The organism is Falsiroseomonas sp., from assembly GCF_051859025.1.
Classification (GTDB): Bacteria; Pseudomonadota; Alphaproteobacteria; order Acetobacterales; family Acetobacteraceae; genus Falsiroseomonas.
Genome location: NZ_JBHYGL010000001.1, coordinates 1,056,212 through 1,081,676, shown reverse-complemented (window position 1 = coordinate 1,081,676; position 25,465 = coordinate 1,056,212). Strand labels below are relative to the sequence as shown.

Annotated in this window: 17 protein-coding genes; 11 read left to right on the top strand and 6 right to left on the bottom strand. The window is 71.7% G+C overall.

From position 1 onward, the window contains the following. The 5 genes from ACTIE5_RS05260 to era form a co-directional block, all read left to right on the top strand. A partial coding sequence (locus ACTIE5_RS05260; RefSeq protein ID WP_439548633.1) for a RelA/SpoT family protein occupies positions 1–1,825 on the top strand: 1,825 nt, incomplete at its 5' end. Between the two features lie 3 nt (positions 1,826–1,828). Further along, positions 1,829–2,275 carry a holo-ACP synthase gene (gene acpS / locus ACTIE5_RS05255; RefSeq protein WP_439548632.1) on the top strand — a complete coding sequence of 149 codons (447 nt, stop codon included), beginning with the start codon at positions 1,829–1,831 and terminating at the stop codon, positions 2,273–2,275. Positions 2,276–2,365: 90 nt separating this feature from the next. Continuing rightward, positions 2,366–3,121 carry a signal peptidase I gene (gene lepB, locus ACTIE5_RS05250; RefSeq protein WP_439548631.1) on the top strand — a complete coding sequence of 252 codons (756 nt, stop codon included), beginning with the start codon at positions 2,366–2,368 and terminating at the stop codon, positions 3,119–3,121. A gap of 19 nt (positions 3,122–3,140) precedes the next feature. Beyond that, complete coding sequence (gene rnc, locus ACTIE5_RS05245) at positions 3,141–3,839, top strand: ribonuclease III (protein ID WP_439548630.1); 699 nt, start codon at positions 3,141–3,143, stop codon at positions 3,837–3,839. Further along, entirely contained in the window at positions 3,836–4,750 is a 915-nt protein-coding gene (gene era / locus ACTIE5_RS05240) for a GTPase Era (protein WP_439548629.1), read from the top strand. The genes rnc and era overlap by 4 nt, the downstream gene beginning before the upstream one ends. A 6-nt stretch (positions 4,751–4,756) precedes the next feature. Here the strand turns inward: era and ACTIE5_RS05235 are convergent, their stop codons facing one another. Then, positions 4,757–5,341: a YcbK family protein gene (locus ACTIE5_RS05235; protein ID WP_439548628.1), complete on the bottom strand. Its 585-nt coding sequence runs from the start codon at positions 5,339–5,341 to the stop codon at positions 4,757–4,759. A 140-nt stretch (positions 5,342–5,481) separates the two neighbouring features. Here ACTIE5_RS05235 and recO point away from each other — a divergent pair, with 140 nt between their 5' ends. Beyond that, the gene (recO, locus tag ACTIE5_RS05230) at positions 5,482–6,207 is read left to right on the top strand and encodes a DNA repair protein RecO (protein ID WP_439548627.1); all 726 of its coding nucleotides are present in this window, start codon (positions 5,482–5,484) and stop codon (positions 6,205–6,207) included. Positions 6,208–6,293: 86 nt separating this feature from the next. Then, positions 6,294–7,508 carry an MFS transporter gene (locus tag ACTIE5_RS05225; protein WP_439548626.1) on the top strand — a complete coding sequence of 405 codons (1,215 nt, stop codon included), beginning with the start codon at positions 6,294–6,296 and terminating at the stop codon, positions 7,506–7,508. A 267-nt stretch (positions 7,509–7,775) separates the two neighbouring features. Here ACTIE5_RS05225 and ACTIE5_RS05220 read toward each other — a convergent pair whose 3' ends face one another. Next, complete coding sequence (locus ACTIE5_RS05220) at positions 7,776–8,990, bottom strand: M24 family metallopeptidase (protein WP_439548625.1); 1,215 nt, start codon at positions 8,988–8,990, stop codon at positions 7,776–7,778. Beyond that, the gene (locus tag ACTIE5_RS05215) at positions 8,987–10,804 is read right to left on the bottom strand and encodes an ABC-F family ATP-binding cassette domain-containing protein (RefSeq protein ID WP_439548624.1); all 1,818 of its coding nucleotides are present in this window, start codon (positions 10,802–10,804) and stop codon (positions 8,987–8,989) included. Before ACTIE5_RS05215 ends, ACTIE5_RS05220 begins: the two co-directional genes overlap by 4 nt. A 176-nt stretch (positions 10,805–10,980) precedes the next feature. Here ACTIE5_RS05215 and ACTIE5_RS05210 point away from each other — a divergent pair, with 176 nt between their 5' ends. Further along, a complete protein-coding gene (locus ACTIE5_RS05210; RefSeq protein ID WP_439548623.1) occupies positions 10,981–12,687 on the top strand; it encodes a methyltransferase domain-containing protein in 1,707 nt (568 codons plus the stop codon). 38 nt (positions 12,688–12,725) lie between these two features. Here ACTIE5_RS05210 and ACTIE5_RS05205 read toward each other — a convergent pair whose 3' ends face one another. Beyond that, complete coding sequence (locus tag ACTIE5_RS05205) at positions 12,726–16,568, bottom strand: translocation/assembly module TamB domain-containing protein (protein ID WP_439548622.1); 3,843 nt, start codon at positions 16,566–16,568, stop codon at positions 12,726–12,728. After that, the gene (locus ACTIE5_RS05200; RefSeq protein WP_439548621.1) at positions 16,552–18,396 is read right to left on the bottom strand and encodes an autotransporter assembly complex protein TamA; all 1,845 of its coding nucleotides are present in this window, start codon (positions 18,394–18,396) and stop codon (positions 16,552–16,554) included. Before ACTIE5_RS05200 ends, ACTIE5_RS05205 begins: the two co-directional genes overlap by 17 nt. An 83-nt stretch (positions 18,397–18,479) precedes the next feature. Here ACTIE5_RS05200 and ACTIE5_RS05195 point away from each other — a divergent pair, with 83 nt between their 5' ends. After that, the gene (locus ACTIE5_RS05195) at positions 18,480–19,682 is read left to right on the top strand and encodes an amidohydrolase (RefSeq protein ID WP_439548620.1); all 1,203 of its coding nucleotides are present in this window, start codon (positions 18,480–18,482) and stop codon (positions 19,680–19,682) included. 168 nt (positions 19,683–19,850) lie between these two features. On the opposite strand, the gene ACTIE5_RS05190 is transcribed toward ACTIE5_RS05195, so the two are convergent. Next, a complete protein-coding gene (locus tag ACTIE5_RS05190; protein ID WP_439548619.1) occupies positions 19,851–20,810 on the bottom strand; it encodes an alpha/beta hydrolase in 960 nt (319 codons plus the stop codon). A 111-nt stretch (positions 20,811–20,921) separates the two neighbouring features. On the opposite strand from ACTIE5_RS05190, the gene ACTIE5_RS05185 reads away from it, so the two are divergent. Beyond that, positions 20,922–23,567: a bifunctional acetate--CoA ligase family protein/GNAT family N-acetyltransferase gene (locus tag ACTIE5_RS05185; protein WP_439548618.1), complete on the top strand. Its 2,646-nt coding sequence runs from the start codon at positions 20,922–20,924 to the stop codon at positions 23,565–23,567. Between the two features lie 101 nt (positions 23,568–23,668). After that, on the top strand, positions 23,669–25,465 hold the full coding sequence (locus ACTIE5_RS05180) for a hypothetical protein (RefSeq protein ID WP_439548617.1): 1,797 nt from the start codon (positions 23,669–23,671) through the stop codon (positions 25,463–25,465).

Genomic DNA, 25,465 nt, shown 5'->3' with positions numbered 1-25,465 from the left:
CAAGCTGGTCCTCGCGATGTCGGAGGACATCCGGGTGCTGCTGGTGAAGCTGGCCGACCGTCTGCACAACATGCGGACGCTGCATTTCGTCCCGCAGGAAGCCCGCCGCCGGAAGACGGCGCGGGAGACGATGGACATCTTCGCCCCGCTCGCGGAGCGCATCGGCATGGATGCGCTGAAGACGGAGCTGGAGACGCTGTCCTTCCGGGAACTCGATCCCGACGCCTTCCAGACCATCGCCGCCCGCCGCGCCTTCCTCTACGGCCAGGGCGCGGACCTGATCGACGAGATCCGGGAAGACCTGACCCATGTCTTCAAGGAAGCGGGCGTGGAGGTGGAGGAACTGACGGGGCGCGAGAAATCGCCCTACTCCATCTGGCTGAAGATGCACGGCAAGAAGGTGGAGTTCGAACAGCTTTCGGACATCATGGCCTTCCGCGTGATCGTGGCCGACAAGGGCGCTTGCTACGCGGCATTGGGCGCCGTCCATTCCGCCTATCGCGTCGTGCCCGGGCGGTTCAAGGACTACATCTCCACCCCCAAGCCCAATGGCTACCAGTCCATCCACACCGGCGTGACGGTGCCGGACAAGCGCAATGCCAAGATCGAGGTGCAGATCCGGACGCGGGAGATGCATGAGGTCGCGGAATACGGCGTTGCCGCGCACTGGATCTACAAGCAGGGCGGCCAGGTCGCGCGCGACAGCGGCAAGTTCCCCTGGGTGAAGGCGCTGCTGGACATCCTGGAACAGGCGGCGGAGCCGCAGGAATTCCTCGACGCCACGCGGCTCGAACTCCACCGGGACCAGGTCTTCTGCTTCTCGCCCAAGGGCGACCTCATCGCCCTGCCGCGCGGTTCCACCTGCGTCGATTTCGCCTACCAGGTGCACAGCCAGGTCGGCGACCAATGCGTGGGCGCCAAGATCAACGGCCAGATCAAGCCGCTGCGCACGCCGCTGGAGAATGGCGACCAGGTCGAGATCATCACCGCCCGCGGCGGCACGCCGAACCCGCAATGGGAACGCTTCGTCGTTACCGGCAAGGCGCGGGCGCGCATCCGGCGCTTCATGCACGCCGAACAGCGCCAGGCGCAGCAGCAGGAAGGCCGCGCGGCCATCGCCAAGGCCTTCCGCCAGGAAGGCGTGGAGTTCAGCGAGAAGCACCTGGAACCCGCGCTCAAGGCGCTGAAGCAGACGAGCTTCGAGGAGCTCTGCATCGTCGTCGCCTCCGGCGGCGCCAGCGCCAAGGATGTGGTGCTGGCCGTCTATCCGGAACTGCGCGGCCCGCCGCGGCCGCAGGATGTGCTGCCCATCGCGCGGTCCCGCCCCCGCGCCGTGCCGCTGCCGCCGCCGGGCAAGGGCAGCCGCCGCGATGTCGCCATGGGCGTCACCGGCCTGGTCGCCGGCATGCAGGTGAATTTCGCGGGCTGCTGCCACCCGCTGCCGGGGGACCGCATCCTCGGCATCGTCACCACCGGCAAGGGCGTGACGGTCCACAAGAATGATTGCCCAAACCTCTCGGGCTTCGCGGACAGCCCCGAACGCTTCCTCGACATCGACTGGGATTATGCCGGCGGCGCGGGCAGCGGCCATGTCGGGCGGATTGATGTGGTGACGGCGAATGACCGCGGCGCGCTCTCCGCCGTTACGGACGCCATCGCGCGGCAGGATGGCGCGATCGAGAATATGCGCATCGTCCACCGCGGATCGGATTTCCAGGAGATTGCGATCGATGTGGAGGTGAAGGACCTCCGCCACCTCGGCAACATCATCGCCGCACTCCGGGGCCTGACGGCGGTGGCGCAGGCCGAACGCGCCAAGGGATAGGACATGATCATCGGCCTCGGCAGCGACATCCTGGATATCCGCCGGATCGAGAAGACGATCGCCCGCTATGGCGACCGCTTCCTGAACCGCATCTTCACCCCGGCGGAGCGTGCGAAGGCCGAAAGGCGGACGGAGAAGATCCGCGCCGCCACCTACGCCAAGCGCTACGCGGCGAAGGAGGCAGCGTCGAAGGCGCTCGGCACCGGCTTCCGGCAGGGGGTCTTCTGGCGGGATCTCGGCGTGGTGAACCTGTCCTCCGGCCAGCCGACCCTGCGGATGACGGGCGGCGCCGCGGCGCGCCTCGCGCAGATCACGCCGCCGGGCCTCGTCTCCCATGTCGCGCTGACGATGACGGATGAGTTTCCCTACGCGCAGGCGATGGTCATCATCACCGCCGTGCCGCTACCGCGCATGGGCATGCCGGCGGCTCCCGGGATCGCGGTTCCTTGACAGGGCAGGGGTGGGCAGGCTCTATCCGGACCCGCAGCGACCGCCCCGAAACCGGGGGAGTCCCATAGGATGCCGGCGAAAACTCCCTCCATGGTCAAGAAGCAGACGGGCGGCTGGCTCGAATCCATCAAGACCGTGGTCTATGCCGGGCTGATCGCCATCGGCATACGCACCGTCGCGTTCGAACCCTTCAACATCCCCTCCGGCAGCATGATCCCGACGCTGCTGGTGGGCGACTACCTCTTCGTGTCGAAATACAGCTACGGCTATTCGCGTCACTCCATGCCGTTCAGCCCGAACCTGTTCCAGGGCCGCATCTTCGGCAGCCTGCCGGCCCGCGGCGACGTGGCGGTGTTCAAGCTGCCGCGCGACAATTCGACCGACTACATCAAGCGCATCGTCGGCCTGCCCGGGGACCGCGTGCAGGTCCGCAACGGCGTCCTGCACCTGAACGGCCAGCCCGTGCGCCGCGAACTCGTCGGTCCCTTCACGGTGGAGGGCGATGGCCCCCTCATCGTCGTGCGCGAATACCGGGAATTCCTGCCGCCCCAGGCCGGCGTCGAGCCCCATGTCCACAACATTCTCGAGATGTCGGACGACCAGATCTACGACAACACCATCGAGTTCCGGGTGCCCGAAGGCCACATCTTCGCCATGGGCGACAACCGGGACAACAGCCTGGACAGCCGCGAACAGCGCAACGGTGTCGGCTTCGTGCCGGTCGAGAACCTGGTCGGCCGTGCGGAGTTCATCTTCTTCTCCGTCGATGGCTCCGCCCGCTTCTGGGAGATCTGGGCCTGGCCGACCGCCATCCGCTGGAGCCGTCTGTTCAGCGCCGTCCGTTGATCGTCCGGCGGACGACAACGTGTTGATTCCCGTCAGCGATGACCCCGTGGAGGCGCTGGCGGCGCGCCTGCCGCACCGCTTCACCCGGCCGGAACTTCTCCTCCACGCCCTGACGCATCGCTCGGCCGCCGATCCGAAGCGATCGATGCTCGATTCGAACGAACGGCTGGAATTCGTGGGCGACCGCGTGCTCGCGCTCGTCATGGCGGAATGGCTGGCGGAACGCTTCCCGAAGGAACGGGAAGGGGACCTCGGCAAGCGGCTCGCGGTGCTGGTGGCGCAGGATGCGCTGGCGCGCGTCGCCGTCACGCTCGGCATCGCCGCGGCGCTGCGGGTCACGCCGAATGAAGAGAAGTCCGGCGTCCGCAACCGCCCCTCCGTCCTGTCGGATGCGCTGGAGGCGGTGCTGGGCGCCATCTACCTCGATGGCGGGCTGGAACCGGCGCGGGCGCTGATCCGCCGCGAATGGGATGCTGCGCTGGAAGCCCCGGCGAAGCCGCCTTCCTCCCCCAAGTCGCGGCTGCAGGAATGGACGCTGGGGCGCGGCCTCGGCCTGCCGGAATACCTGGCCGTCTCCTCCTCCGGCCCGTCGCACCACCCGGTCTTCACCGTGCGCGCGATCGCGGCGGGGAAGGAGGCCGAGGGCCAGGGCGAGAACAAGCGCGCGGCCGAACAGGCCGCGGCCGAGCGGCTTCTGCAACTCCTGGGGGCCAAATGAGCAATACGACCGAACTACCCCCGACCCGCTGCGGCCTTGTCGCCATCGTCGGCGCGCCGAATGCAGGCAAATCCACCCTGGTGAACGCCCTGGCGGGCACCAAGGTCACCATCGTCTCCCCCAAGCCGCAGACCACGCGCTTCCGCATCCGCGCCGTTGTCATGGAGGGGCGGGCCCAGATCATCCTGGTGGACACGCCCGGCATCTTCGCGCCCCGCCGGCGGCTGGACCGCGCCATGGTCGCCGCCGCCTGGGGCGGCGCGCAAGATGCCGACCTGTCCGTCCTCATCGTCGATGCCCGCGCCGGGCTGACAGACGATGTGCGCGCCATCGCGGAGAAGCTGAAGGGCAGCAAGCGCAAGCTGATGCTGCTGCTGAACAAGGCGGACCTCGTGGAGCCGCCCCGGCTGCTGCCGCTGTCCAAGGATTTGAACGACATCGTGCCCTTCGCCGAGACCTTCATGGTCAGCGCGCTGAAGGGCAGGGGCCTCGATCGCGTGAAGGCCGTGCTGGCGAACAACCTGCCGGAAGGCCCCTACCTGTTCCCGGAGGACGACCTCTCCGACCTGCCGCAGCGGATGCTGGCCGCCGAGATCGTGCGCGAACAGGTGCTGCGCCAGACGCATGAGGAAGTGCCCCACCACGCCACGGTGGAAACCGAGGCCTGGCAGGAACGCAAGGACGGCAGCGCCCGCATCGACGTGACCATCTACGTCACCCGCGCCACCCAGAAGGGCATCCTGATCGGCGATGGCGGCGCCAAGGTGAAGGCCATCGGCCAATCCGCGCGGAAGGAGCTGGAGGCGCTGCTGGAACGCCGCATCCACCTCTTCATCAACGTCAAGGAACGCGCGGGCTGGGACGAGGAAGGCGGCCGCATCCGGGCGCTGGGGCTGGACGACCAGGGATAGGGCGCCTCAGCGCCTCCCGCCCGGGTTCCGCCACGCCGCTGCGATCCGCCCGATCCGGTCCTCCACCGGCGCCGGCATCCCGGCGCCCGGCGCATCCCCGTTCCAGTGCCGCACCGGGCCGCTGTCCAGGTGCACGAAGCCCCGGCGCGGATAGACGCCGACGCCGCCGCGCCCCATCCCCAGCGCCAGCCCGCCCACAAGCCGGATGCGCGCGGACGCCACCTCCAGGTCGATCGCCCCGGCGCGGAGGTGCTGGCTGTCCCCCGCCCCATGCACCGCGGCATTGATCGCCGGCGTCCGGTAGCCCGACCGCACCACCAGCGGCCCCGAAAGCCCCGCAGCCTCCGCCACATCGGCCAGGATGCCGAGTGCCGCCGCGTCGAAGGGCCGGGGCCGGATGGCCGCGCTGTCCGCCAGCACGCCCGAAAGCTCCGCCATCGCCACCGGATCGGGCGCCGTGCCGTCATGCCAGGGGCCCTCGAACCGGGCGCCGGTGTGATAGTGGCGCAGGCTCAGCCGGCGTGGTGAGCCAGCGCGCAGGCGGGGCGACGCCAGGGTGAACACCCCGGCCAGCATCAGGCGTCTCTTCATGCCGGGATAAGCGCCGGCGCAGCGGATCGCACCGGCCGCTCACGCCCATGGCACCGACGGGGCGCTCACGATGTGCGGCGTGCTCTCCGCGAAGCGGACGAATCTTGCGGCGAGGCCCGCGATGTGGAACCCCGTCCTTCATGGAATGGGATGCCCCCGCCGTGATCCTCGACGTCCGCCCCCATGGGGAGGGCGGCGCCATCGTCTCCGTCATGACGGAGCAGCACGGCCGCCACGCCGGCCTCGCCAAGGGAGGCACCTCCCGCGCCCAATCCGCGCTGTGGCAGCCCGGCAACCTGGTGGAGGCACGCTGGGTTGGCCGCCTCGCGGACCAACTCGGTTCGATGAGCGCGGAGATGGTCCACCCCGCCGCCGCGCTGGCCATGGAGGACCCGCTGGCCCTCGCCGCGCTGCGCGCCGCCTGCGCCACGGCGGAAGGCGCGCTGCCGGAACGGGAGGCCCATCCCCACATCTTCCACGGCCTGGTCGCCTTCGTCGCGACCCTCGCGCGCGACACGGCCCTCGCGCTGCCCGACCTGGTGCGGTGGGAGGCCGATCTGCTGGCCGAACTCGGCTACGGCCTCGACCTGGCGCGCTGCGCCATCACCGGCAGCACGGAGGACCTGGCCTTCGTCTCCCCCCGCAGCGGCCGCGCCGTCTCCGAACCCGCCGCCGGCGAATGGCGGGACCGGCTGCTGCCCCTGCCACGCTTCCTGCTGGGGCAGGGGCCCTCCACCGCCGCGGATTGGGCCGCCGGGCTGCGCCTGACCGGCCATTTCCTGGCCCGCGATGTCTTCGGCGTGCACAACAAGGGCCTGCCCGCGGCGCGCGAGTTGCTCCTCGACCGCGTCGCCACGACGGCCTGACCCATGCGTGGGCGTCCGCCCGGGGAAGCCCTCCGCGCAAGCCATCCCGCCTTGTGGAACATCCTTCCCCGGGCGACCCTCCACCGATGCGAAGCATCCCCCGCGCGGCCATTCCCATCCTGATCGCGGCGGCGCTCGCCCTCGCTTTGGCCAACGGCATGCGCCAGAGCCTCGGGCTGTTCCTGCAACCCGTGACAAAAGACCTCGGCATCTCGGTGGCGGATTTCACGCTGGCCATCGCCATCCAGAACCTGGCCTGGGGCATCGCCCAGCCCTTCGCCGGCGCCGTCGCCTCCCGCTTCGGCTTCCGGCCCACGATGCTGGCCGGCGGCGTCACCTACGCCGCGGGGCTGGCGCTGTTCGCGCAGGCGGAGGGCACCTTCGCCATCATGGTCGGCGCCGGCGTGCTGATCGGCATCGCCCTCGCCGCCACCGCTTCCGGCATGGCGATGGCCGTCGCGTCCCGCCCCGTGCCCAATGCGGCGCGCAGCGCGGTGCTGGGCCTGGTCTCGGCGCTGGGCTCCACCGGGCCCCTCATGGCCGCCCCCATCGCGCAGGGGCTGATGGACGCCTTCGACTGGCGCGCGGGCGTCATCGGCCTGGTGCTGCTCTCACTCTGCCTGCTGCCCGCCGCCTGGATCGCCGGGCGCGTGGATTCCATGCCCGTGCCCCCGGCGCGAGGCGGCAACACCTCCGCCCTCATCGCCGCCCGCGCCGCCTTCCGCAACGGACCCTTCCTGGTGATGGCCGGCGCCTATTTCGTCTGCGGGCTCCAACTGGTGTTCCTCACCACGCATTTGCCCTCCTACCTCGTGATCTGCGGGCTCGATCCGATGCTCGGCGCCACCGCGCTCGGCGTCATCGCCGCCTTCAACGTGGTCGGGAGCCTCTTCTTCGGATGGGCGGGCGGGCGATGGTCCAAGCCGCTGCTGCTCGGCATCATCTACGTCACGCGATCGCTGGTGCTCGGCTGGTACTTCGCCATCCCGCCATCACCCACCTCCACCCTCGTCTTCGCCGCCATCATGGGATTCCTCTGGCTCGGCGTCGCACCCCTCATCTCCGGCGCGGTGGTCGAGATGTTCGGCCTGCAATGGCAAGCCATGATCCAAGGCTTCGCCTTCGCCAGCCACCAACTCGGCAGCTTCACCGGCGCCCTCGGCGGCGGCCTGATCTTCGACGCCATGGGATCCTACGAACTGGCCTGGCAACTGGGCGTCGCCATGGGCCTCACCGCCGGCACCCTGCAAATCCTGGCGGCGATCCCCCGCGGACCGAAGACGCGCCCCGCGCCGGCGTGACGGGGGGCGCGCGAGTGGCCCTGGAGAGGGGCTGCGCGCCCCTCTCCAGACCTCTCCCGCGCCAGGGGCGTCGCGCCCCTGGACCGCGAGGTTTTGAAAGGTGATGGGAGGGGCACCGAACGCGCGTCGGGCATGAGCGCCCGCCACGCCCCTCCCATCACCTTTCAAGTCACATGGGTTCCAAGGGCCCGCTGGCCCTTGGCAGGGAAGGGGTCTGGGGAAGGGGCGGAGCCCTTTCCCCAGGGGCCACCAGCACGCCCGCCCCCGTCACACCCCCGCGAAGGGTTCGTCCACGCTCCGCGCGGGTTCCGTCAGCCAGGATGCGCCGGTGGGGGTGATGGCGATGTGGTCTTCCAGGCGGATGCCGAATTCGCCGTAGATGGCCATGGTGGGCTCGATGGAACCCGTGTTGCCGGGGGCGAGGGGTTGGGTGTTGCCGCCGACGAAGTAGGGGGCTTCGTGGACGTCCATGCCGATGCCGTGGCCGGTGCGGTGGGGCAGGCCGGGGACTTTGTAGCCGGGGCCGAAGCCGGCGGCGGTGATGACGCCGCGGCAGGCATCGTCGATGGCGGCGCAGGGGGCGCCGGGCTTCGCGGCGGCGAAGCCGGCGGCCTGGGCGCGCTTGGTCAGGTCCCAGATCTCCCGCTGGCGGGGGTTGGGGGTGCCGAAGACGTAGCTGCGGGTGATGTCGGAGACGTAGCCATGGAGCGGCGCGCCGACGTCCACGAGGACCACGTCGCCGTCCTTCAGCGTCTGCGGATAGGGCACGCCGTGCGGGTAGGCGGAGGGTTCGCCGAACAGCACGATGGAGAAGGACGGCCCCGCATCGAAGCCGGCCTTGGCGTGCGCGGCGGCGAGGAAAGCGGCGACTTCCGTGGTGGTCACGCCTTCCTTCAGGCCGCGCGCGGCGGCGGCCTGGATGCGCAGCGTCATCCCCATGGCCTGGCGCAGCAGCGCGACCTCGTGCTCCGACTTCTGTTCGCGCAGGTGCGACGTGACGGATTTGCTGGCGATGAAGTGGTGGTTCGGCAGGGCCGCGCGCATGCCTTCGGCGACGAAGACGCGCGCCATGTCATCGAGTGCGACCGTGCCGCCGGTGATGTCGGCGCCGCGCAGGATGTCGCTGAACAGGGCGTAGGGGTCCTGGTCTTCCTCCCAGCCCAGCACCTCCCCGGGCAGCAGGAGCATGGTCTTCAGGCGCTCCACCTCGAATTCCGGGCAGAGATAGGTGAGGGGGCCGCGCACCGGCAGCACGGCGCCGACGGGGCGTTCGGACTGGCCGTGGCGAAGGCCCGTCAGCCAGGCCAGGTTGGTCGTGCCGTCCAGCCACAGCACGGAGATGCCGAGTTCCGCCATCCGCGCCTGCGCCATCGCGACGCGCCTGGCGTGATCCTCCGCGCCGATCGGGGGCACGGCGTCCCGTTCGTTTTTGATGGAAGCGAGTTCCGTCGCGAAATCCGATCCGCCGACGCCGATGGTCATGCCTGGTTCTCCAGTTCCTCGCGCAGCATTTCCAGCCGCAGCCATTCCTCTTCCGCCGCGTCGCGTTCCGCCTGCTTCTTCGCGAGAAGATTCGTGCGGGCGGCGAAGCCGGCGGGGTCGCGCGTGTACAGCGCCGGGTCCGCCAGCGCCTTCTGCAACGCCGCCATTTCCCGTTCCAGCAGCGCGATGCGGTCGGGCAGTGTTTCCAGCGCGTGCTTGTCCTTGAAGGACATTTTTGCCCGCGCCACGACGCGCGGCGCTTCGCCGCCGCCTTCGCGGGCGCTCGCCGCGGCCACGGCGGCGGCGCGCGCCTGCACGCCGCGGCCGCGCTGCGCGACCATGTCGGAGTATCCGCCGGCATAATCCTGCCAGCGGCCTTCGCCCTCATAGGCGATGACGTTGGTGGCGACGCGGTCGAGGAAGTCTCGGTCGTGGCTGACGACGATGACGGTGCCGCTGTAATCCGCCAGCAGTTCCTGCAGCAGGTCCAGCGTCTCGAGGTCGAGGTCGTTGGTGGGCTCGTCGAGGACGAGAAGGTTCGATGGCGTCGCCAGCGCGCGGGCCAGCAGCAGGCGTCCCCGCTCGCCACCGGACAGCGCGCCCACCGGTGTCCTCGCCTGTTCGGGCAAGAACAGAAAATCCTTCATGTAGCCGATGACGTGCTTCGCCTCGCCGCCGATGCGGATCACGTCGCCCGATCCGCCCGTGAGCGCGGATTGCAGGGTTGTCGTCGGGTCCAGGCTTTCGCGCTTCTGGTCCATCGTCACCATCTGCAGCGCGGTGCCGAGCTTGATGGTCCCGCTATCCGGCTGCAACACGCCGGTCAGCATGTTCAGCAGCGTGGTCTTGCCCGCGCCGTTGGGGCCGACGATGCCGACACGGTCGCCGCGCATGATGCGGGTGGAGAAATCCACCACCACCGGCTTCTGGTCCCCGAACTGCTTGTTCACGCCTTCCGCCGAGGCGACCAGCGTGCCGGAGCCTTCGCCCTCCGCAGCCGCCATCTTCACCTGGCCGGGCGCGGTCACGCGTTCCTTGCGCCGCTTGCGCAGTTCATGCAGCCCCGCCAGGCGCTTGACGTTGCGCTTGCGCCGCGCGGTCACGCCGTAGCGGAGCCAATGCTCCTCCCGCACGATTTTGCGCGAAAGCTTGTGCGCCTGCTGCTCCTCGTCTTCGAGGACCTGGTCCCGCCAGGCCTCGAACTGGGAAAATCCCTGTTCCAGGCGGCGCGTCGTGCCGCGGTCCAGCCAGACCATGGCGCGCGACAGGCGCTCCAGGAATCGCCGGTCGTGGCTGATCAACACCAGCGCACTGCGCAACTGCCCGAGTTCCCCTTCCAGCCATTCGATGGCCGGCAGGTCGAGGTGGTTAGTGGGCTCGTCCAGCAGCAGGATGTCGGGCTCCGGCGCCAATGCGCGGGCCAGCGCGGCGCGGCGGGCCTCTCCGCCGGAAAGCCGGCCCGGCTCCTCCTCCCCGGTCAGGCCCAACCCTTCCATCAGCATTCGCGCGCGGTGCGGGTCATCCCCCGGGCCGAGGCCGGACATGACATAGGCGCCGGTGGTGGCATGGCCGGCGAGGTCCGGTTCCTGCGGCAGGTAGCGGATGGTGGCACCTGGCTGGATGAAGCGCGTGCCGGCATCGCAATCGATGATGCCTGCCGCGATCTTCAGCAGCGTGGATTTGCCGGACCCGTTCCGCCCGACCAGCGCCACGCGGTCCCCCGGCGCGACGGCGATCTCCGAGCCGTCCAGCAACTGGGTGGAACCGAGGCGGAGCTTGACGTCGCGGAGATGCAGCAGCGGGGGAAGGGCCATGGGGGTGGGATGGGGGCGCCTGCCCGCGCCGTCAAGCGCATCGCCCCCCCCTGTGGCCCCCCCTGTGGACCCGGCGGCGGCCCCGGCGGGGTGACTCGGCGCGGCATCCATGGCGATATGCCGCCCGGCGAAACGGCCTGGCGCCGGGATTGCGCCAGGATGGATCAAGCCGCCCGATGCCGACTGACCATGAAAAGCCAGGCCCGGGCAGCCCCTACGGCGCCCACGCCAACCGTGACCTCCTCTCCCGCATTCCCCTCGACGCCAGCCTGGTGATGGATGTGGGCGCCGGCGCCGGCGGGCTCGGCGCTGCCTATCGCCGCCGCAACCCCGCGGCGCGCCTGGTGGCGATCGAGCCGGATGCGGCGCTGGCCGCCGAGGCGGCGCGCCATTACGACGAGGTCCATCGCCTCGACATCGAGGCCGCGCCGCCGCCCATCCAGCCCGGCACGCTGGACGCGCTGGTGATGGGTGATGTGCTGGAACATCTGCGCGACCCCTGGGCCGTGCTGAAGCGCGATGCCGCCCTGCTGGCGCCCGATGGCGTGCTGCTGGCCTGCATCCCCAATGTCGAGCACTGGTCCTTCACCGCCCGCCTGCTGTCGGGCCAGTGGCGCTACGACGAAACCGGCCTGTTCGACCGCACCCACCTTCGCTGGTTCGCGCGGGATGGCATGAAGCAGGCGCTGGAAGGCGCGGGGCTGATCCCGCTGGAAGCCGCGCCGCGCATCTTCCAGCCGGACATGGCGGAAGCCTTCGCGAAGCAGATGGAACCCGCGCTGCGGGCACTCGGCGTCGATCCCGCGGATTGGCTGCGCCGCAGCGCGCCGCTGCAATATGTGTGGCGCGCGGTGCGGGTGGCGCCGAAGCCGATGGTGGTGGTGGCGCGCACGCTGAGGCCTGTCGGCGGCGTCAATGATGTGCGCGTGCTGGAACCCTTGGCCGCCATCGCGACGCGCCCGGGCATCGTCACCCGCGCGGGCATGGATGCGACGCTGCCGAAGCTCGATCCCGCCATCCCACGCATCCTGATCCTGCAGCGCCGCCTGCTCGATAACCCGGAGGCGCCGGCCTATCTCCGCGCGCTGCGCGCCACCGGCGCCGTGCTGGTGCAGGAATTCGATGACGACCCCGCGCATTGGCCCTCCATCGCCGCATCCGGCAGCCTGGCCTTCCGTGGCGTCCATGCCGTGCAGACCTCGACGGAGCCGCTCGCCGCGCTGCTGCGCGAATTGAACCCCGAGGTCGCGATCTTCCCCAATGCGCTGACCGCCTTGCCGGAGCCCGCCAATTTCGCCGACCCCGCGCGCCTGACGCTGTTCTTCGGCGCCATCAACCGCGAAGCCGATGTCGCCCCCTTCATCCCCGCGCTGAACCAGGCGCTGCGGGAGGCCGCGGGCCGGCTTGCCATCGCCGTGCTGCATGACCGCCGGACCTTCGAGGCGCTGGACACGCCGCATAAATCCTTCGCGCCGCTGGCCAGTTACGCCGACTATCGCGCCGCCATGGGGCGCTGCGAACTCGCCTTCCTGCCGCTGGCCGATACGCGCTTCAACCGCATGAAGTCGGACCTCAAGGCGGTGGAGGCAGGCGGCCATCGCCTCTGCTGCCTCGCCAGCCCCACGGTCTATGAGGGCAGCATCCGGCACGGCGAGACGGGGCTGATCGTGCGGTCGCCTGACGAGTTGCTGCAATCGCTCCGCGCGCTGCTGGCCGACCCCGCCCGGGCGCGCGGCATGGCGGATGCGGCGCATGAATGGGTGAAGGGGGAACGCCTGCACGCCCACCAGGTGGCGTCCCGCATCGCCTGGTATCGCGGCCTGTGGGACCGCCGCGCCGAACTGGATGCCGCGCTGCTGCAACGGGTGCCGGCGGTGGGGTAGGGGGACGGCTACCGCCCCCACTGCCACTCCCCCGGGGGCTACCGCCCCCACTGCCACTCCATCGACACGCCGACACGCTCCCCGGCCTCCCGGTCCCCCGTCTCGGCCTCCAGCCGGATGCGCGGCGTCAGATCCACGCGCACGCCGACGCGGGATGATCCGCTATCCGTGCCCTGCCTCACGCCGACATAGACGCCGTCCGCGATGTAGCGCCCGGCTTCCAGCGTCGGCCCGTTGCGTTCCTCCGCATTGGTCGTGCGCGACGCATTCTCCCCCCCGCCGCCGACCGCAAGCCGGTCCAGCGCGAAGGTGCGCCGCAGACGGTCCAGCACGCCGGAAGCCCCGCCACCGGCCACCCCCGTGGCGCCGACGATGGCCTGGGCCAGCTGAGCGCCCTCGAAGGGGCTGAGGTCGCTGACCGGCCGGTCGAAGAGCAGCCTGGCCAGCACCTCGTCCTGCGGCAGTTCCGGCGTGGAGTTGAAGCCGATCACCGGCGCGTTCGGCGGCCCCGTCACCGTCGCCCGCACGGTGGTGCCCCCGGCCTGGCTGCTGGCCTCGAAATCCAGCTCCGGCAGCAGCCCGCCCTGGAAATCCAGCCGGCCGCGGCTCAGCGTCAGGCGCCGTGCCAGCACGCTGATCTCACCCCGGCGCAGGGTGATGTCGCCGGTGATGTCCGGCGCATCCACCCGCCCGCCGATCTGCAGCGTCCCGCCGAGTTCCGCATCCAGCCCGCGCCCGCGGATGAAGATGTTGCGCGGCGCCTCGATCCGCAGCGCGAGGGTGATGGGCGCGCCCGGTTCCTCCGGCGCCTGGCGCGTGCGCCGCGGCGGCGGCGGGCGGCCCGGCACCTGCCCCACCTCCGTCACGCTGCCCAGGCTGCGCACCGATCCCGGCAGCTGGTCGGGGATGCGGATGTCCATCCGCGCCACGCGGGCCAGGCCCGCCACCTCCAGCCCCGTGCCGACCGCGCCCCGCACCGTGACATCGGCGTCGAGCGTCGCGCGCACCAGATCGCTGGCGACGGGCTGCGCCGCCTGCGCCCGCAGCACCAGGTCCACCGGCATGCCATCGGCCAGCGGGTCGATGCTGCCCGCCAGCGTGATCCTGCCCTGGCCCGCCGTCCGCCCGGCCAGATCCACCCGCATCCGCGTGCCATCGGCGCGGATCGTGCCGCCGAGGTCGGTGAAGGCGACGCCCATCACCGCATTCCGCCAGGACCCCGCCGCCAGCCGAACCTCGCCCCCAAGCACGGGGGCGGCCAGCGTGCCGGAAGCCCGCAGCGCCACCGTGGCGCGCCCGGCTACGCGGTCCGCCCCCGCCGCCAGCAGCGGCCCCGCGAGCCCGCCGATATCGACGGCCCCGTCCAGCGCGCCCTCGATCCCGCCATTGGCCGCCAGGCGGCCCGTCGCCGTCAGCCTGGTCTGCGGACCCAGGCTGGCCGAGGCCCGCAGCGTCGCCAGCCCCGCCGCATCCCGCCGCAGCTCCGCCGTGACCTCCCCTGCCGGCAGGCCGCGCGTGGCGGCGGCCCGCAGCGCCGTGCCGCGCAGCGTGGCCGTCACTTCCGGCGCCGTCACGCGGCCGGTGATGCGCGCCTCCGCCGTCACGCGGCCGGCGGGCTCCACTCCGGGCGCGAGGGGCGCCAGCGCGGCCAGGTCCGGCACCGCCAGCCCCACCCGCACATCCGCCCGTTCCGGCCCCCAATTCCCTTCCGCGCGCAGCGTGGCGCCGCGATTGGCCACCAGGGACAGCGCGCCGATCTCCACCCCGCCATCCGCCCGCAGCCCGATCCGGGCCGGCGCGGCCAGGCGGATCGTCTCCCCGCCTGTCGTCGCACGCAGCACCGACAGCTCGATCCGCCTTGCACCTTCCGCCTGCGCGGTCAGCCGGCCGCGCAGCTCCGCCTCGATCTCCATCGCGCGGCCGGAGAGGCGGAATTCCGCCTCCGCCGCGGTGCCGGTGACGGTCGCGGCCAGGTCCCGCGCCTCCACCCCGCCCGCGAGCAGGCGCGGCGCCGTCAGCCTTGCTTCCAGGTGCTGCGCGCCGTCCCGCGCCGTGCCCACCGCTTCCAGCCTGATCGCCCCCGCCAGGGGCTGCCCGGCGATGGCCGAGAGGGGCGCCAGGTCCGGCGCGGCCAGCGTGGCCTGGCCCTCAAAGACCGGCCCCGCCAGGCGCAGCAGGCCCGATGCCTCCAGCGTCGCCGGCCCCAGCCGGGCGGTGGCGGCGCGCAGCCGCAGCGTGCCTTCCCCCTCTGGCCCGCCTTGCAGGTCCAGCGCCAGTGGCAGGCCCTGGAAGCGACCTTCCAGCGTCGCCGCCACGGCGGGCAGGGTGGCGGGCGTCGCCACCCGCGCATCCAGCTTCAGGGCTTCCAGCACCTGCCCCGCGGCTTCCAGCCTTTCGGAGGCCGCGGTGACGGTCAGGGTCGGGTTCACCGCCTCGCCGCTCGCCGTGCCGGAAAGGCGCAGCGCGCCCGCCACCCCCGGCACCGCGCCTTCCGCCGCCGCCACATCGGCGGCGAAGCGCAGGTCGAGCATCGCGCCGACCAGCCCCGAGGCCTCCGCCTGCAAGGCCGCGCCCGTCACCGTCAGCAGCGCGATCCGGTCCGGCAGCGTTGCCCGCAGCGTGGCGCGCGGCGCCGGGCCGAGCAGCGCGGCGGCGGGTGCGATGGTGGAGGAAAAGCCCTGCGGCGCCAGGGTCACGTCGATGGTCGGCGCGGCCATCGGGCCTTCCGCCTTCACGGTGGCCTCGATCGCGGACCAGCCGAGGGGCGCGCCGGCCAGCAGCGGCGCGAAGACATCGCTGCCCGCCAGCGCGATCCGCGCCTCCGCATCGATGCTGCGGCCATCCGGCAGGATGCGGCCCGATGCCTCCACCACCCCGCCCCGGCCCGCGATGCGCAGCGCCGCCAGATCCACCGCCCCATCCGGCATCCGCCCGCCGCGCAAGGCGATGTCGAGTGGCCCGGCCAGCGCGGCCAGCGGCGCCTCCAGCAGCCCCGATGCATCGACCCGGCCCGTGAGGTCGGCGCCGAGCCGGGTGACGTCCGGCGCGCTGATCGTGCCGTCCAGCACCGCGGAGAGCCCCGGCCCGGCATCGGCCCGCAGCGACAGCGCCGCGCCTTCCGCCGGCCCGTCCAGCGCCAGGTCCAGCGATGGCGCGCGGCCCGCCAGCCCCGCGATGCGCGCCACCGGCCCGCCCGCCGCGCCGCGCAGCGTGACGCGGGCGGAAAGCCTGCCGGTTCCCGGCCGCAGCGCGGCTTCCAGGCCGATGCTGTCCTCCGCGCCGATGGCGTTCACATCCAGCGCCGCTGTCAGCCCGGCATCGTCCAGCCGCGCATTTCCCGCCAGCCGCAGCGCCGCGGCTTCCCCCGCGATGGCGGGGCCGATCTCGATCCGCGCGACCTCCAGCCGGTCCAGCCGGATGCCGAGGGGGAGTTGCGGCAATTCGGGGATCAGCGGGCCGGGCGGTTCCGCGGGCACCGGGTCGGGCCCCGCTTCCGGCAGGCGGTGCAGCGCGACGCGATCCGCGGCCAGCAGCGTGACATGCGCCTGCCGCCCCAGCAGCGCCAGCGGGTCCCAGGCGAGCCGCGCGCCCTCCACCTCCAGCCACACGCCCTGCCGGTCCGCCATGGTGATGCGGCCCAGCGCCAGGCGGCCGGGCAGGGGGCCTTCCAGCCCTTGCAGCGTGAGGCCCGGCACCTGCGCGGATACCAGCGCGGCGATCCGCGCCCGCCCGCCCTCGCTGTTGGCGTAGAGCAGCGCGCCGCCCAGGGCCGCCACCGGCAGCAGCACCAGCGCCAGCAGCGCGCCGCCCAGCCAGCGCAGCCAGCGCAGGCGGCGGCGCGGCGGGGTGGCGGCGGGCTGAATCTCAGAAGGCCTGGCCAAGACCGACATAGATGCCGTAGCCGGCATCCCCTTCCTGCCTGTCCAGCGGCACCGCCACATCCAGCCGCACCGGCCCGATCGCGGTCGCGTAGCGCACGCCAAGCCCGGCGCCGAGGCGCACGTCGCTGAACGACGGCGTCTCCCGCTCCCCGACGCTGCCGGCATCGATGAAGGCCACCATGCCGAGATTGCCGCGCAGGCGCTGGCGCAACTCGACCGAGCCCTCCACCAGCGATGCCCCGCCATCCGGCCGGTTGCGCGCGTCGCGCGGGCCGATGGATTGGTAGCTGTAGCCGCGGACGGACCCGCCGCCGCCGGCATAGAAGCGCTTGTCCAGCGGCACGGCCCGGTCCGCCCCCACCAGGCTGCCCAGCGTGCCCCGCAACGCCAGGACGGACCCGCCATCGCTGGTGAAGTCGTGATAGGTGCGGACCGTGCCCAGCGCCCGGATGAAGCCGCCGCCTTCCAGCACATCGGCGAAGGGCGTCACCGTCGCGCTGGCGCGGAAGCCCTGGCGCGGGTCCAGGAGATTATCCGTGCCGTCATACCGTGCGCCGAGGACCCAGCCCGCCAGCTGGAATTCCTGCCAGTTGCCGTCGCGCCCGATCCGCCCCGTCTCCAGGCTCGGCCCGGTCTGCAACACCCAGCGTTCGCCGAACGGGCGTTCAAGCAATAAGGAAGCGACGATGGCGTCCCGGTCATAGGCTTCCAGACGCTCCCGCACCGCCGCCACTTCCGCCACCAGCGTGGTGCTGCCATCCATCAGCCCGGGGCGACGCAGATTGGCGGCGATGCGGCTGTTCACATCCTCCGCGCCCCCCCCGGCGCCGAGGCGGGAGACCGTCGCCTCCAGCCGCAGCCGCTCGGCATTCCCGAAGGCGTTGCGGCGTTCGTAGTAGACGCTGCCGGAGGGGCCGTAATTCGTCTCGTAGCTCAGGTTGAACCCCGCCGCGTTGCGCGGCCGGTCGTTCAGCGTGAAGGTCACGGGCAGGGCGCCCGTCTCGTCCAGCCGCTGCGCCGCGCGGACGCGCACGCTGTCGAAGGCGCCGAGCGCCATCAATTCGCGCCTGGTGCGCTCCTGCGTGGCGGGGGCGTAGGGCTGGCCTGCCAGGCGCGCGGCGATGCGGCCCGTCAGCGCGCGGGACACGGCGCTGTCGCCGGCGATGATCGGCGGCGCGAAGCGGGCGGCGGGGCCGGGGGAGAGGGTCCAGGCGACATCCATCGCCTGTGCCTCATGGTCCACCACCACGTCGCGTTCCACCACCGCGGCCAAAGGGTGGCCGGCGCGGCGCAGCCGGTCGATCAGGTCGGTCTCGGCGTCCAGCACCGGGGCGGATCGCGCGGGGTCCCCGGCAGCCAGGCCGGAGGGTTCGCCCAGCGCCGCCACGGCCGGGGCCTCCGCCGGGGTGGCGGGGCGCAGAGCGATGCGGCGGAGCGTGTAGCGGGGGCCGGGGGCTGGCTGGACCTCGACCGGCACGGGCTGGCCATCGGGCCGTGCGCCCAGCCGTTCGGCCAGTCCCGGCGTGGTGGCGGGCTGGCCGTCGACCAGCACCGTGGCCCCTGCGGCCCAATAGCCCTCGGAGCGGAAGACGTCGTCCAGCAGGCGCGGCTCCGCCAGCGCGCGGGCCACCAGGCCGAAGCCATCCACCGGCGCTTCCTCCGCCAGGCGACGCAGGCGGGAGGCATCGGCCAGGGCACCGTCCAGCCCCTCCACGCCGCTCGGCGCGATGGTGGTGGCATAGGGGATGCCGGCCTGGTCCTGCGCCGCCGCCGGCCCGGCGAGAAGCAGCATCGACAGCAGGATGGCGACCGGGGTGTGGTGTCTCACGATGTCCTAGCGCCACGGAGGGCTTGTGGTTCGGGCCGGGCAGGCCGGGATGTCGCTTGTGCCCAAGATGGATGCATCGGGGGATGGAGCCTGCGAAGCGAAGCCGCTACCACTATGCCATGGACACCGCATTCGCCGACACGCTCACGGCCTGGCGCCGTCATCTCCACGCCCATCCCGGCCTGACGCTGCAGGAGGGCGACACCGCCGCCTTCGTCGTGGCCAGGCTGCGGGAGATGGGGGTGGAGGAGATCACCGCCGGTTTCGCCGGCCATGGCGTGGTGGCGACCTTGCGGCGCGGCGGGGGCACGACCGGCGGCGGCAACCGCAGCGTCGGCCTGCGGGGCGACATGGACGCCCTGCCGATCCAGGAAGTGAATGAGCTGCTGCCCCATCGCAGCACCATCCCCGGCGTGATGCATGCCTGCGGGCATGATGGCCACACCACGGCACTGCTTGGCGCGGCCAAACTGCTGCTGGCGGACCCGTCCTGGGCCGGCACCGTCCATCTGGTGTTCCAGCCCGCGGAGGAAGGCGGCGGCGGCGCCATCGGCATGGTGGAGGAAGGGCTGTTCAAGCGCTTCCCGATGGATCGCATCTTCGGCTGGCACAATTGGCCCGGCCTGCCCGCCGGCACCATCGCGGTGCATGACAAGGCGGTGATGGCCGCCGGCGCGCGCTTCGACATCACCTTCGACGGCCACGCTGCCCATGCCGCGCTGCCGCATCTGTCCCGCGACCCGATGGTGGCGGCGGGACATTGCATCGTGGCGCTGCAATCCGTGGTCGGCCGCAATGTCGATCCCCTGGCCGGCGGCGTGGTCAGCGTGACGATCGTCGAGGGCGGCGAGGCGCAGAACCAGATCCCCGCCCGCGTCACGCTGCGCGGCACCGCCCGCTGGCTGGCCGACAGCGCCGGCGCGACCATCAAGGAAGCCCTGCACCGCGTGGCCCATGGCATCGCCGCCACCTGCGCGGTGGAGGCCGCGGTCAACTGGAAGCAGGGGGTGGAGGTCACGGCCAACGACCCGGCGGAACGGGACCTGGCCGCCGGTGCCGCCGCCGCCGTGGCGCCGCTGCGCCGGGACGTGCCGCCTGCCATGACGGGTGAGGATTTCTCCTGGTTCCTCAAGGAAGTGCCCGGCGCCTTCGTCTGGATCGGCAACGGCCCGGCGGAGAATGGCCGCGAACTCCACAACCCCCGCTACGATTTCAACGACGATGTCCTGCCGGTGGCCAGCGGCTTCCTGGCCGAGGTCGCGAAGCGGGCCCTCTCCGCCGACTGATAGCGCTGGCTTTTCGTCAGTGTTCTTGGTATGTTCTTGAGATCGCAGCCGGAATAGGGCCTGCTCTCCCTGCCCCGCTTTTGCGGGGGAGGGTCGGGGTGGGGGTTCCCGCCGCCCCCCCCGAAAACGGGGCTAAATGTGCTAAATCGGCTAAATCCGTAGTATTTTTTAGTCCCCCAGCACCCGCGCCAGCCAGGCGCCGCCCTCGCCCGCCGCCCGCCGCGCCGCCGCGACATGGTTGAGCGACCGCAGGAAGCCATGCGCCGTGCCCGGGAACACGGTCTGCTCCACCGCCACCCCGGCCGCGCGCAGCCTGTCGCCCATGGCGTAGTTCTCGGAGGCCAGCACATCGAGTTCCGAGATGTGCAGCAGGCAGGGGGCCAAGCCGCGGAGGTCGGCGCGCAGCGGGCTCGCCAGCGGGTTCAGCCGGTCGGCGGCGCGGGGCAGGTAGCAGTCGAAGTAGAACCGCATCTTCTCCCGCGTCAGGAAATAGCCATCGGCGAACTCGTTGTAGGATGGCGTGTCAAAGTCCGCGTCGAAGACCCCGTAGTTCAGCAGCAGGCCGCGCAGCTTGAGGCCCGGATCGGTCTCCCGCAGCAGCAGCGCGACGCCCATCGCCAAATTGGCGCCGGCGCTGTCCCCGCCGACGACGATGCGGCTGGGGTCGAGCCCCCATTCGGCCCCATGCTGCGCCACCCAGCGCACCACCGCCGCGCATTCCTCCAGCGCCTGGGGGAAGGCGGCTTCGGGGGAGAGCGCATAGTCCGGCCCGATCACGGCGCAGCCGCCGCCGGCAGCGTATTCGCGCATCAGCCGGTCATGCGTGTCGATGCTGTTCCACACGAAGCCGCCGCCATGGATGTAGACCAGCGCGGGCAGGCCGGCGGCCGCGACCGGCTTGTGCAACCGGCATTGCAGCCGCCGCCCGCGCACGGGCAGCCAGCGGTCGCCCGATTCGGCCATGGCGGGGCCACCGGCGGCGAGGGGGATGTTCAGCGCCTCCGTGATCGCCCGCGCCCCGTCCAGCGGGAGCGTGAGGGCGATGGGCGGCAGCTTCGCGCCCTCCGCCTCCATCAGTGACTGGAAGGCGAGCATTTCGGGGTCCCAGCGCGGGTCCGGTGCGGGCATGATGGCGTCCTGGCTTCCTCTGCCAGCCCATCGGAGGCGTTAACCCGCCATGCCGCAAGCCCCCGTCAGGCCCCCGACATCGTTGGTTGTTCCGGGCCACGCCCCGGCCCCATGCTGCGCCGCATCATGAGCCTCTCCACCACCCTGATCCGCCGCCCCGCCGGGCGATTCCATGAGGAAGCGCTGTATCGCCCGCGCGGCGTGGTGCTGGTGGCGGATCCGGCGCTGCCGGTCTCCGCCCTGCTCGCCGCCAACCTCGCCGCCGGCGGCTTCAAGGGCAGCCTGTTCGTGGTGGGCATGGAGGCTGCGGGGCTGCACCCCGTGCCCTCCATCGCCGATCTGCCGGAGGCCCCGGACCTCGCCGTGCTGTCCCTGGCGCCGGAGGCGCTGGAAGGCGCGATGCTGGCGCTGGCGGCGCGGGGCTGCTTCGCCGCCATCGTGCCCGGCCAGGCGCCGGACCTCATGGCGTTGTCGAAGCGCACGGGGGTGCGGGCGCTGGGCCAGGGCAGCTTCGGCGTCTGCGTGCCGGCGATCGGGCTGAATGCCTCGCTCTCCCACCTCACGCCCCGTATCGGCAAGCTGGCGCTGGTCTGCCAATCCTCCGCGCTGGCGCGGGCGGTGCTGGACTGGGCGGCGGCGGAAAGCGTCGGCTTCAGCCATGTCATCGGCATCGGCGGCAATGCCGATCTCGGCTTCGCCCATGCGCTGGACTGGCTGTCGAGGGACCCCGGCACGGCGGCCATCCTGCTCGATCTGCGGCGCATCAAGAACCGCCGCGTCTTCATCTCCGCCGCCCGCGCCGCGGCGCGCACCCGGCCGGTGGTGGCGATCCGCGCGGGCGGGCGGCTGGATGATCCATCCGGCGTCACGGATGCGGTGATGGAGGCCGCCTTGCGCCGCGCCGGCGTGCTGCGGGTCGCGGGGCTCGATGATCTGCTCTCGGCGGCGGAGACGCTGGCGCGCGTCAAGCTGAACCCCGCCGGCGGGCCCGGGGACCGGATCGCGGTGGTGGGGAACGCCACGGGACTCGGGCTGATGGCGGCCGATGCGGTGCTGGCCGGGGGCGCGCGGCTGGCCGAATTGCCGGAGGCCGCGCTGGCGGCGCTGCGCATCGGCATCGGTGGCGGCTGGACCGGGCGGAACCCCATCACGCTCGGCCCCCGCGCCGGCACCACGCTGGGGGAGGCAGCCTCCATGCTGGCGGGGTTGCCGGAGGTCGATGCCGTCATCGCCGTCCATGCCCCGGTGGCGGGGGAGGACCCCGTGACGGTCGGCGCCGCGCTATCCGCCGCCGCCCGCGCCACGCGACGCGCGCCGGTGCTGGTGTGCTGGGCGGGGCAGGAAACCGCGGGCGCGCAGCGCGCGGCGCTGGCGGCCGCGGGGCTGGCGGTGTTCCCCACCCCCGAAGCGGCGGTGCGCGGCGCGCTGCACCTGCTGCATGACCGGCAGAACAGGGCGGCGGCGGCGGAACTGCCGGGCCGCCAGGTGCTGGCGCTGCGCCCCGACCGCGCCGCCGTCACCGCGCTGTTCGCCGGGGTGCGGGCGGAGGGAAGGCTTTCGCTGACGGAGGATGAGGCGCTGGCGGTGCTGGCGGCCTATGGCCTGCCGGTGGTGCAGGGGCGTGTGGCGCGGACGGTGGACCAGGCCGTCGCGGCCGCGGCGGGGCTGGGCTTCCCCGTCGTCCTCAAGCTGCGCAGCGCGGAGGTCGCGCGCAAGACGGAGATCGGCGGCGTCACGCTTGGCCTGCGCAGCACCATCGCGGTGCGGGAAGCGGCGATGGCGATGATGGCGCGGGTGAAGGCGGAACGGCCGGATGCGCGGCTATCCGGCTTCCTGGTGCAGCGCCAGGCGGCGCGGGCGCAGGAATTGCGGCTGCGGCTGGGCGATGATCCGATGTTCGGGCCGCATATCGGCTTCGGCATGGGCGGCACCGCGGCCGACCTGCTGGAGGATGAGGGCTTCGACCTGCCGCCGCTGAACCACAGCCTGGCCCGCGCCCTGATCGGCCGCACCCGGGCCGCCCGGCTGCTGGCGGGCTACCGGGACCACAAGCCGGTGGCGATGGAGGCGGTGGTGGAGGCGCTGGTGCGCGTGTCCCAGATCGCCGTGGATTTTCCCGAGATCGCCAGCCTCGGCATCAATCCCCTGTTCGCCGATGCGGGCGGCGTGATGGCGGTGGATGCCGCGCTGGACCTGCGCCCGGCCGGGGAGAGCGCGCTGCTGGCCGTGCCGCCGTATCCCGAGGAGTGGATGGTGCCCTGGCGCACGCGCGGCGGCGAGGAATTGCTGGTCCGCCCCATCCGGCCGGAGGATGCGGAAGCCCATGCCGCCTTCTTCCGGCGGCTGACGCCGGAGGATATCCGCTACCGCTTCTTCAGCCAGCTGCGGGAACTGCCCCGCGTGCAGATCGCCCGCATGACGCAGATCGACTACGACCGGGAAATGGCCTTCGTCGCCATCCGCAGCCTGCCCGATGGGCGGGAGGAGATGCTGGGCGTCTCCCGCCTCATCCGCGAATCGGATGGGGAGACGGGCGAATTCGCCGTGGTCGTCGATGCCAGCATGAAAGGGCAGGGACTCGGCCAGGCGCTGATGCAGCGCCTGTTCGACTGGGCGCCTGAAGCGGGCATCCGCACCGTGGTCGGCAGCGTGCTGGCGGATAACGCGCCGATGCTGGCCTTCGTGAAGTCGCTGGGATTCAGCGTGAAGCGAAGCCCGGAGGATGAGGATGTGGTGGAGGCGCGCCGCCCGGTGTGATCATGCGCCGCATGACCGCCTGCCGCACCATCGCGGTATTGTTCAAGTTCTGGTGATATCGCGGCGCGACGACAGGGCCTCATTATTCACCAGAGGCCATCATGACAGTCGTTATTGGCGCAGGCGGGTTGGCGGCAGCCGCGGCGCCGTCCGGCATCACGCTCCGCGGGTCACGCTACAACGACACGCTGACGGGCACGACCGGCGACGACGTCCTCTATGGCAATGCGGGCAATGACAGCCTGATCGCCGGCCTGGGGGCGGATACGCTGGATGGCGGTACGGGCAACGACACCTTCGTCATCTCCGGCACCTCCGCCAGGATCATCGAGGGCCTGGGCGGTGGCATCGATACCGTGCTGTCCACCGGCACCTACGACCTCGGCACCGCCGACAATGTCGAGAACCTGGTGCTGACGGGCCGCGCGGCCTCGGATGGCACGGGCAATGCGCTGGCCAATCGCATCACCGGCAACATCGCGGCCAATGACATCGATGGCGGCGCGGGCGCGGATACGATGGCGGGCGGCCTCGGATCCGATACCTACCATGTGGACGATGCCGGCGACCGGGTCATCGAGGTCGATGGCAGCGGCACGGATGTCGTCCATTCCAGCGTCGATTTCATGCTCGGCCGCTACATCGAGAAGCTGTTCCTGGAAGGCGCCGCCATTCGCGGCGCCGGCAACGAACTGGCGAACGAGATCACCGGCACGATCGGCGACAACCGGCTGGATGGCGGCGGCGCCGCCGATACGCTGATCGGCGGCGATGGCAACGACACCTACATCGTCGACCATGCGCGCGACCTGATCGTGGAAGCAGTTGGGGAGGGCGCGGCCGATGTGGTCCGGGCCAGCATCTCCTTCACCCTGGCCGCGCATGTCGAGAACCTGGTGCTGACGGCCTCCACGGCCCTCCGCGGCATCGGCAACGACCTCGACAACATGATCGCCGGCAGCACGGCGGCGAACTGGCTGGATGGCGGGCTCGGCGCCGATACGCTGGCGGGCGGCCAGGGCAATGACACCTACGTCCTCGACAGCATCGACGATGTGGTGGTGGAGACGGCGCGCGGTGGCATCGACACGGTGCGGATCGGCGTCGACTACGCGCTGTCCGACAACATCGAGAATCTGGTGCTGACCGGCAGCGCCGACATCGCCGGCACCGGCACCGCGCTGTCCAACGCGATCGAGGGCAATGCCGGGGCGAACACGCTGGATGGCGGCGGCGGTGCCGATTTGATGAAGGGCGGCGCGGGGGCCGATCTCTACTTCGTGGACCATGCGAAGGACCAGGTGATCGAGGCGCTGGGCGGCGGGCGGGACGGCGTGATCGCCACCCTGTCCTTCAGCCTGGCCGCCAATGTCGAGGACCTGACCCTGACGGGCGCAAGCGCGCTGGTCGGCATCGGCAATGATGCGGGCAACGTCATGATCGGCAGCGAAGCCGCGAACCGGCTGGAAGGCCGCAGCGGCAACGACACGCTGGCGGGTGGCGAGGGCCGCGACATGCTGGTGGGCGGCAGCGGTTCGGACGTGTTCCGCTTCCTCGCGCTGGCCGACAGCACCTCCGCCACCGCCGACGTGGCTGGCGCCTACTACGATTCGGATCTGGAACTGGTGGCGAAGGAGGCCGATTTGATCGCCGATTTCAGCCGCGTATCCGGCGACCGGATCGACATCTCCGCGCTGGCGGCCGTGGCCGGCGTCGCGGCGATCGACTTCATCGGCAATCTCGGCTTCAGCGCCGCCGGCCAGGTCCGCTACGAATACTCGCTGCGGGACAAGGCCGGGCTGCTCTGGGTTAACACGGATGGCGACTTCGCCACCGCCGAGTTCGTGGTCGCCATCAAGGGCGTGCCGAGCATCAGCGCGAGCGACATGATCCTGTAG

Excerpts from the sequence above, each read along its gene's own strand:
- acpS (WP_439548632.1), top strand. The coding sequence starts at position 1,829 with ATGATCATCGGCCTCGGCAGCGACATCCTGGATATCCGCCGGATCGAG.
- lepB (WP_439548631.1), top strand. The coding sequence starts at position 2,366 with ATGGTCAAGAAGCAGACGGGCGGCTGGCTCGAATCCATCAAGACCGTG.
- era (WP_439548629.1), top strand. The coding sequence starts at position 3,836 with ATGAGCAATACGACCGAACTACCCCCGACCCGCTGCGGCCTTGTCGCC.
- ACTIE5_RS05235 (WP_439548628.1), bottom strand. The coding sequence starts at position 5,341 with ATGAAGAGACGCCTGATGCTGGCCGGGGTGTTCACCCTGGCGTCGCCC.
- recO (WP_439548627.1), top strand. The coding sequence starts at position 5,482 with ATGGAATGGGATGCCCCCGCCGTGATCCTCGACGTCCGCCCCCATGGG.
- ACTIE5_RS05225 (WP_439548626.1), top strand. The coding sequence starts at position 6,294 with ATGCGAAGCATCCCCCGCGCGGCCATTCCCATCCTGATCGCGGCGGCG.
- ACTIE5_RS05220 (WP_439548625.1), bottom strand. The coding sequence starts at position 8,990 with ATGACCATCGGCGTCGGCGGATCGGATTTCGCGACGGAACTCGCTTCC.
- ACTIE5_RS05215 (WP_439548624.1), bottom strand. The coding sequence starts at position 10,804 with ATGGCCCTTCCCCCGCTGCTGCATCTCCGCGACGTCAAGCTCCGCCTC.
- ACTIE5_RS05210 (WP_439548623.1), top strand. The coding sequence starts at position 10,981 with ATGCCGACTGACCATGAAAAGCCAGGCCCGGGCAGCCCCTACGGCGCC.
- ACTIE5_RS05195 (WP_439548620.1), top strand. The coding sequence starts at position 18,480 with ATGGAGCCTGCGAAGCGAAGCCGCTACCACTATGCCATGGACACCGCA.
- ACTIE5_RS05190 (WP_439548619.1), bottom strand. The coding sequence starts at position 20,810 with ATGCCCGCACCGGACCCGCGCTGGGACCCCGAAATGCTCGCCTTCCAG.
- ACTIE5_RS05185 (WP_439548618.1), top strand. The coding sequence starts at position 20,922 with ATGCTGCGCCGCATCATGAGCCTCTCCACCACCCTGATCCGCCGCCCC.
- ACTIE5_RS05180 (WP_439548617.1), top strand. The coding sequence starts at position 23,669 with ATGACAGTCGTTATTGGCGCAGGCGGGTTGGCGGCAGCCGCGGCGCCG.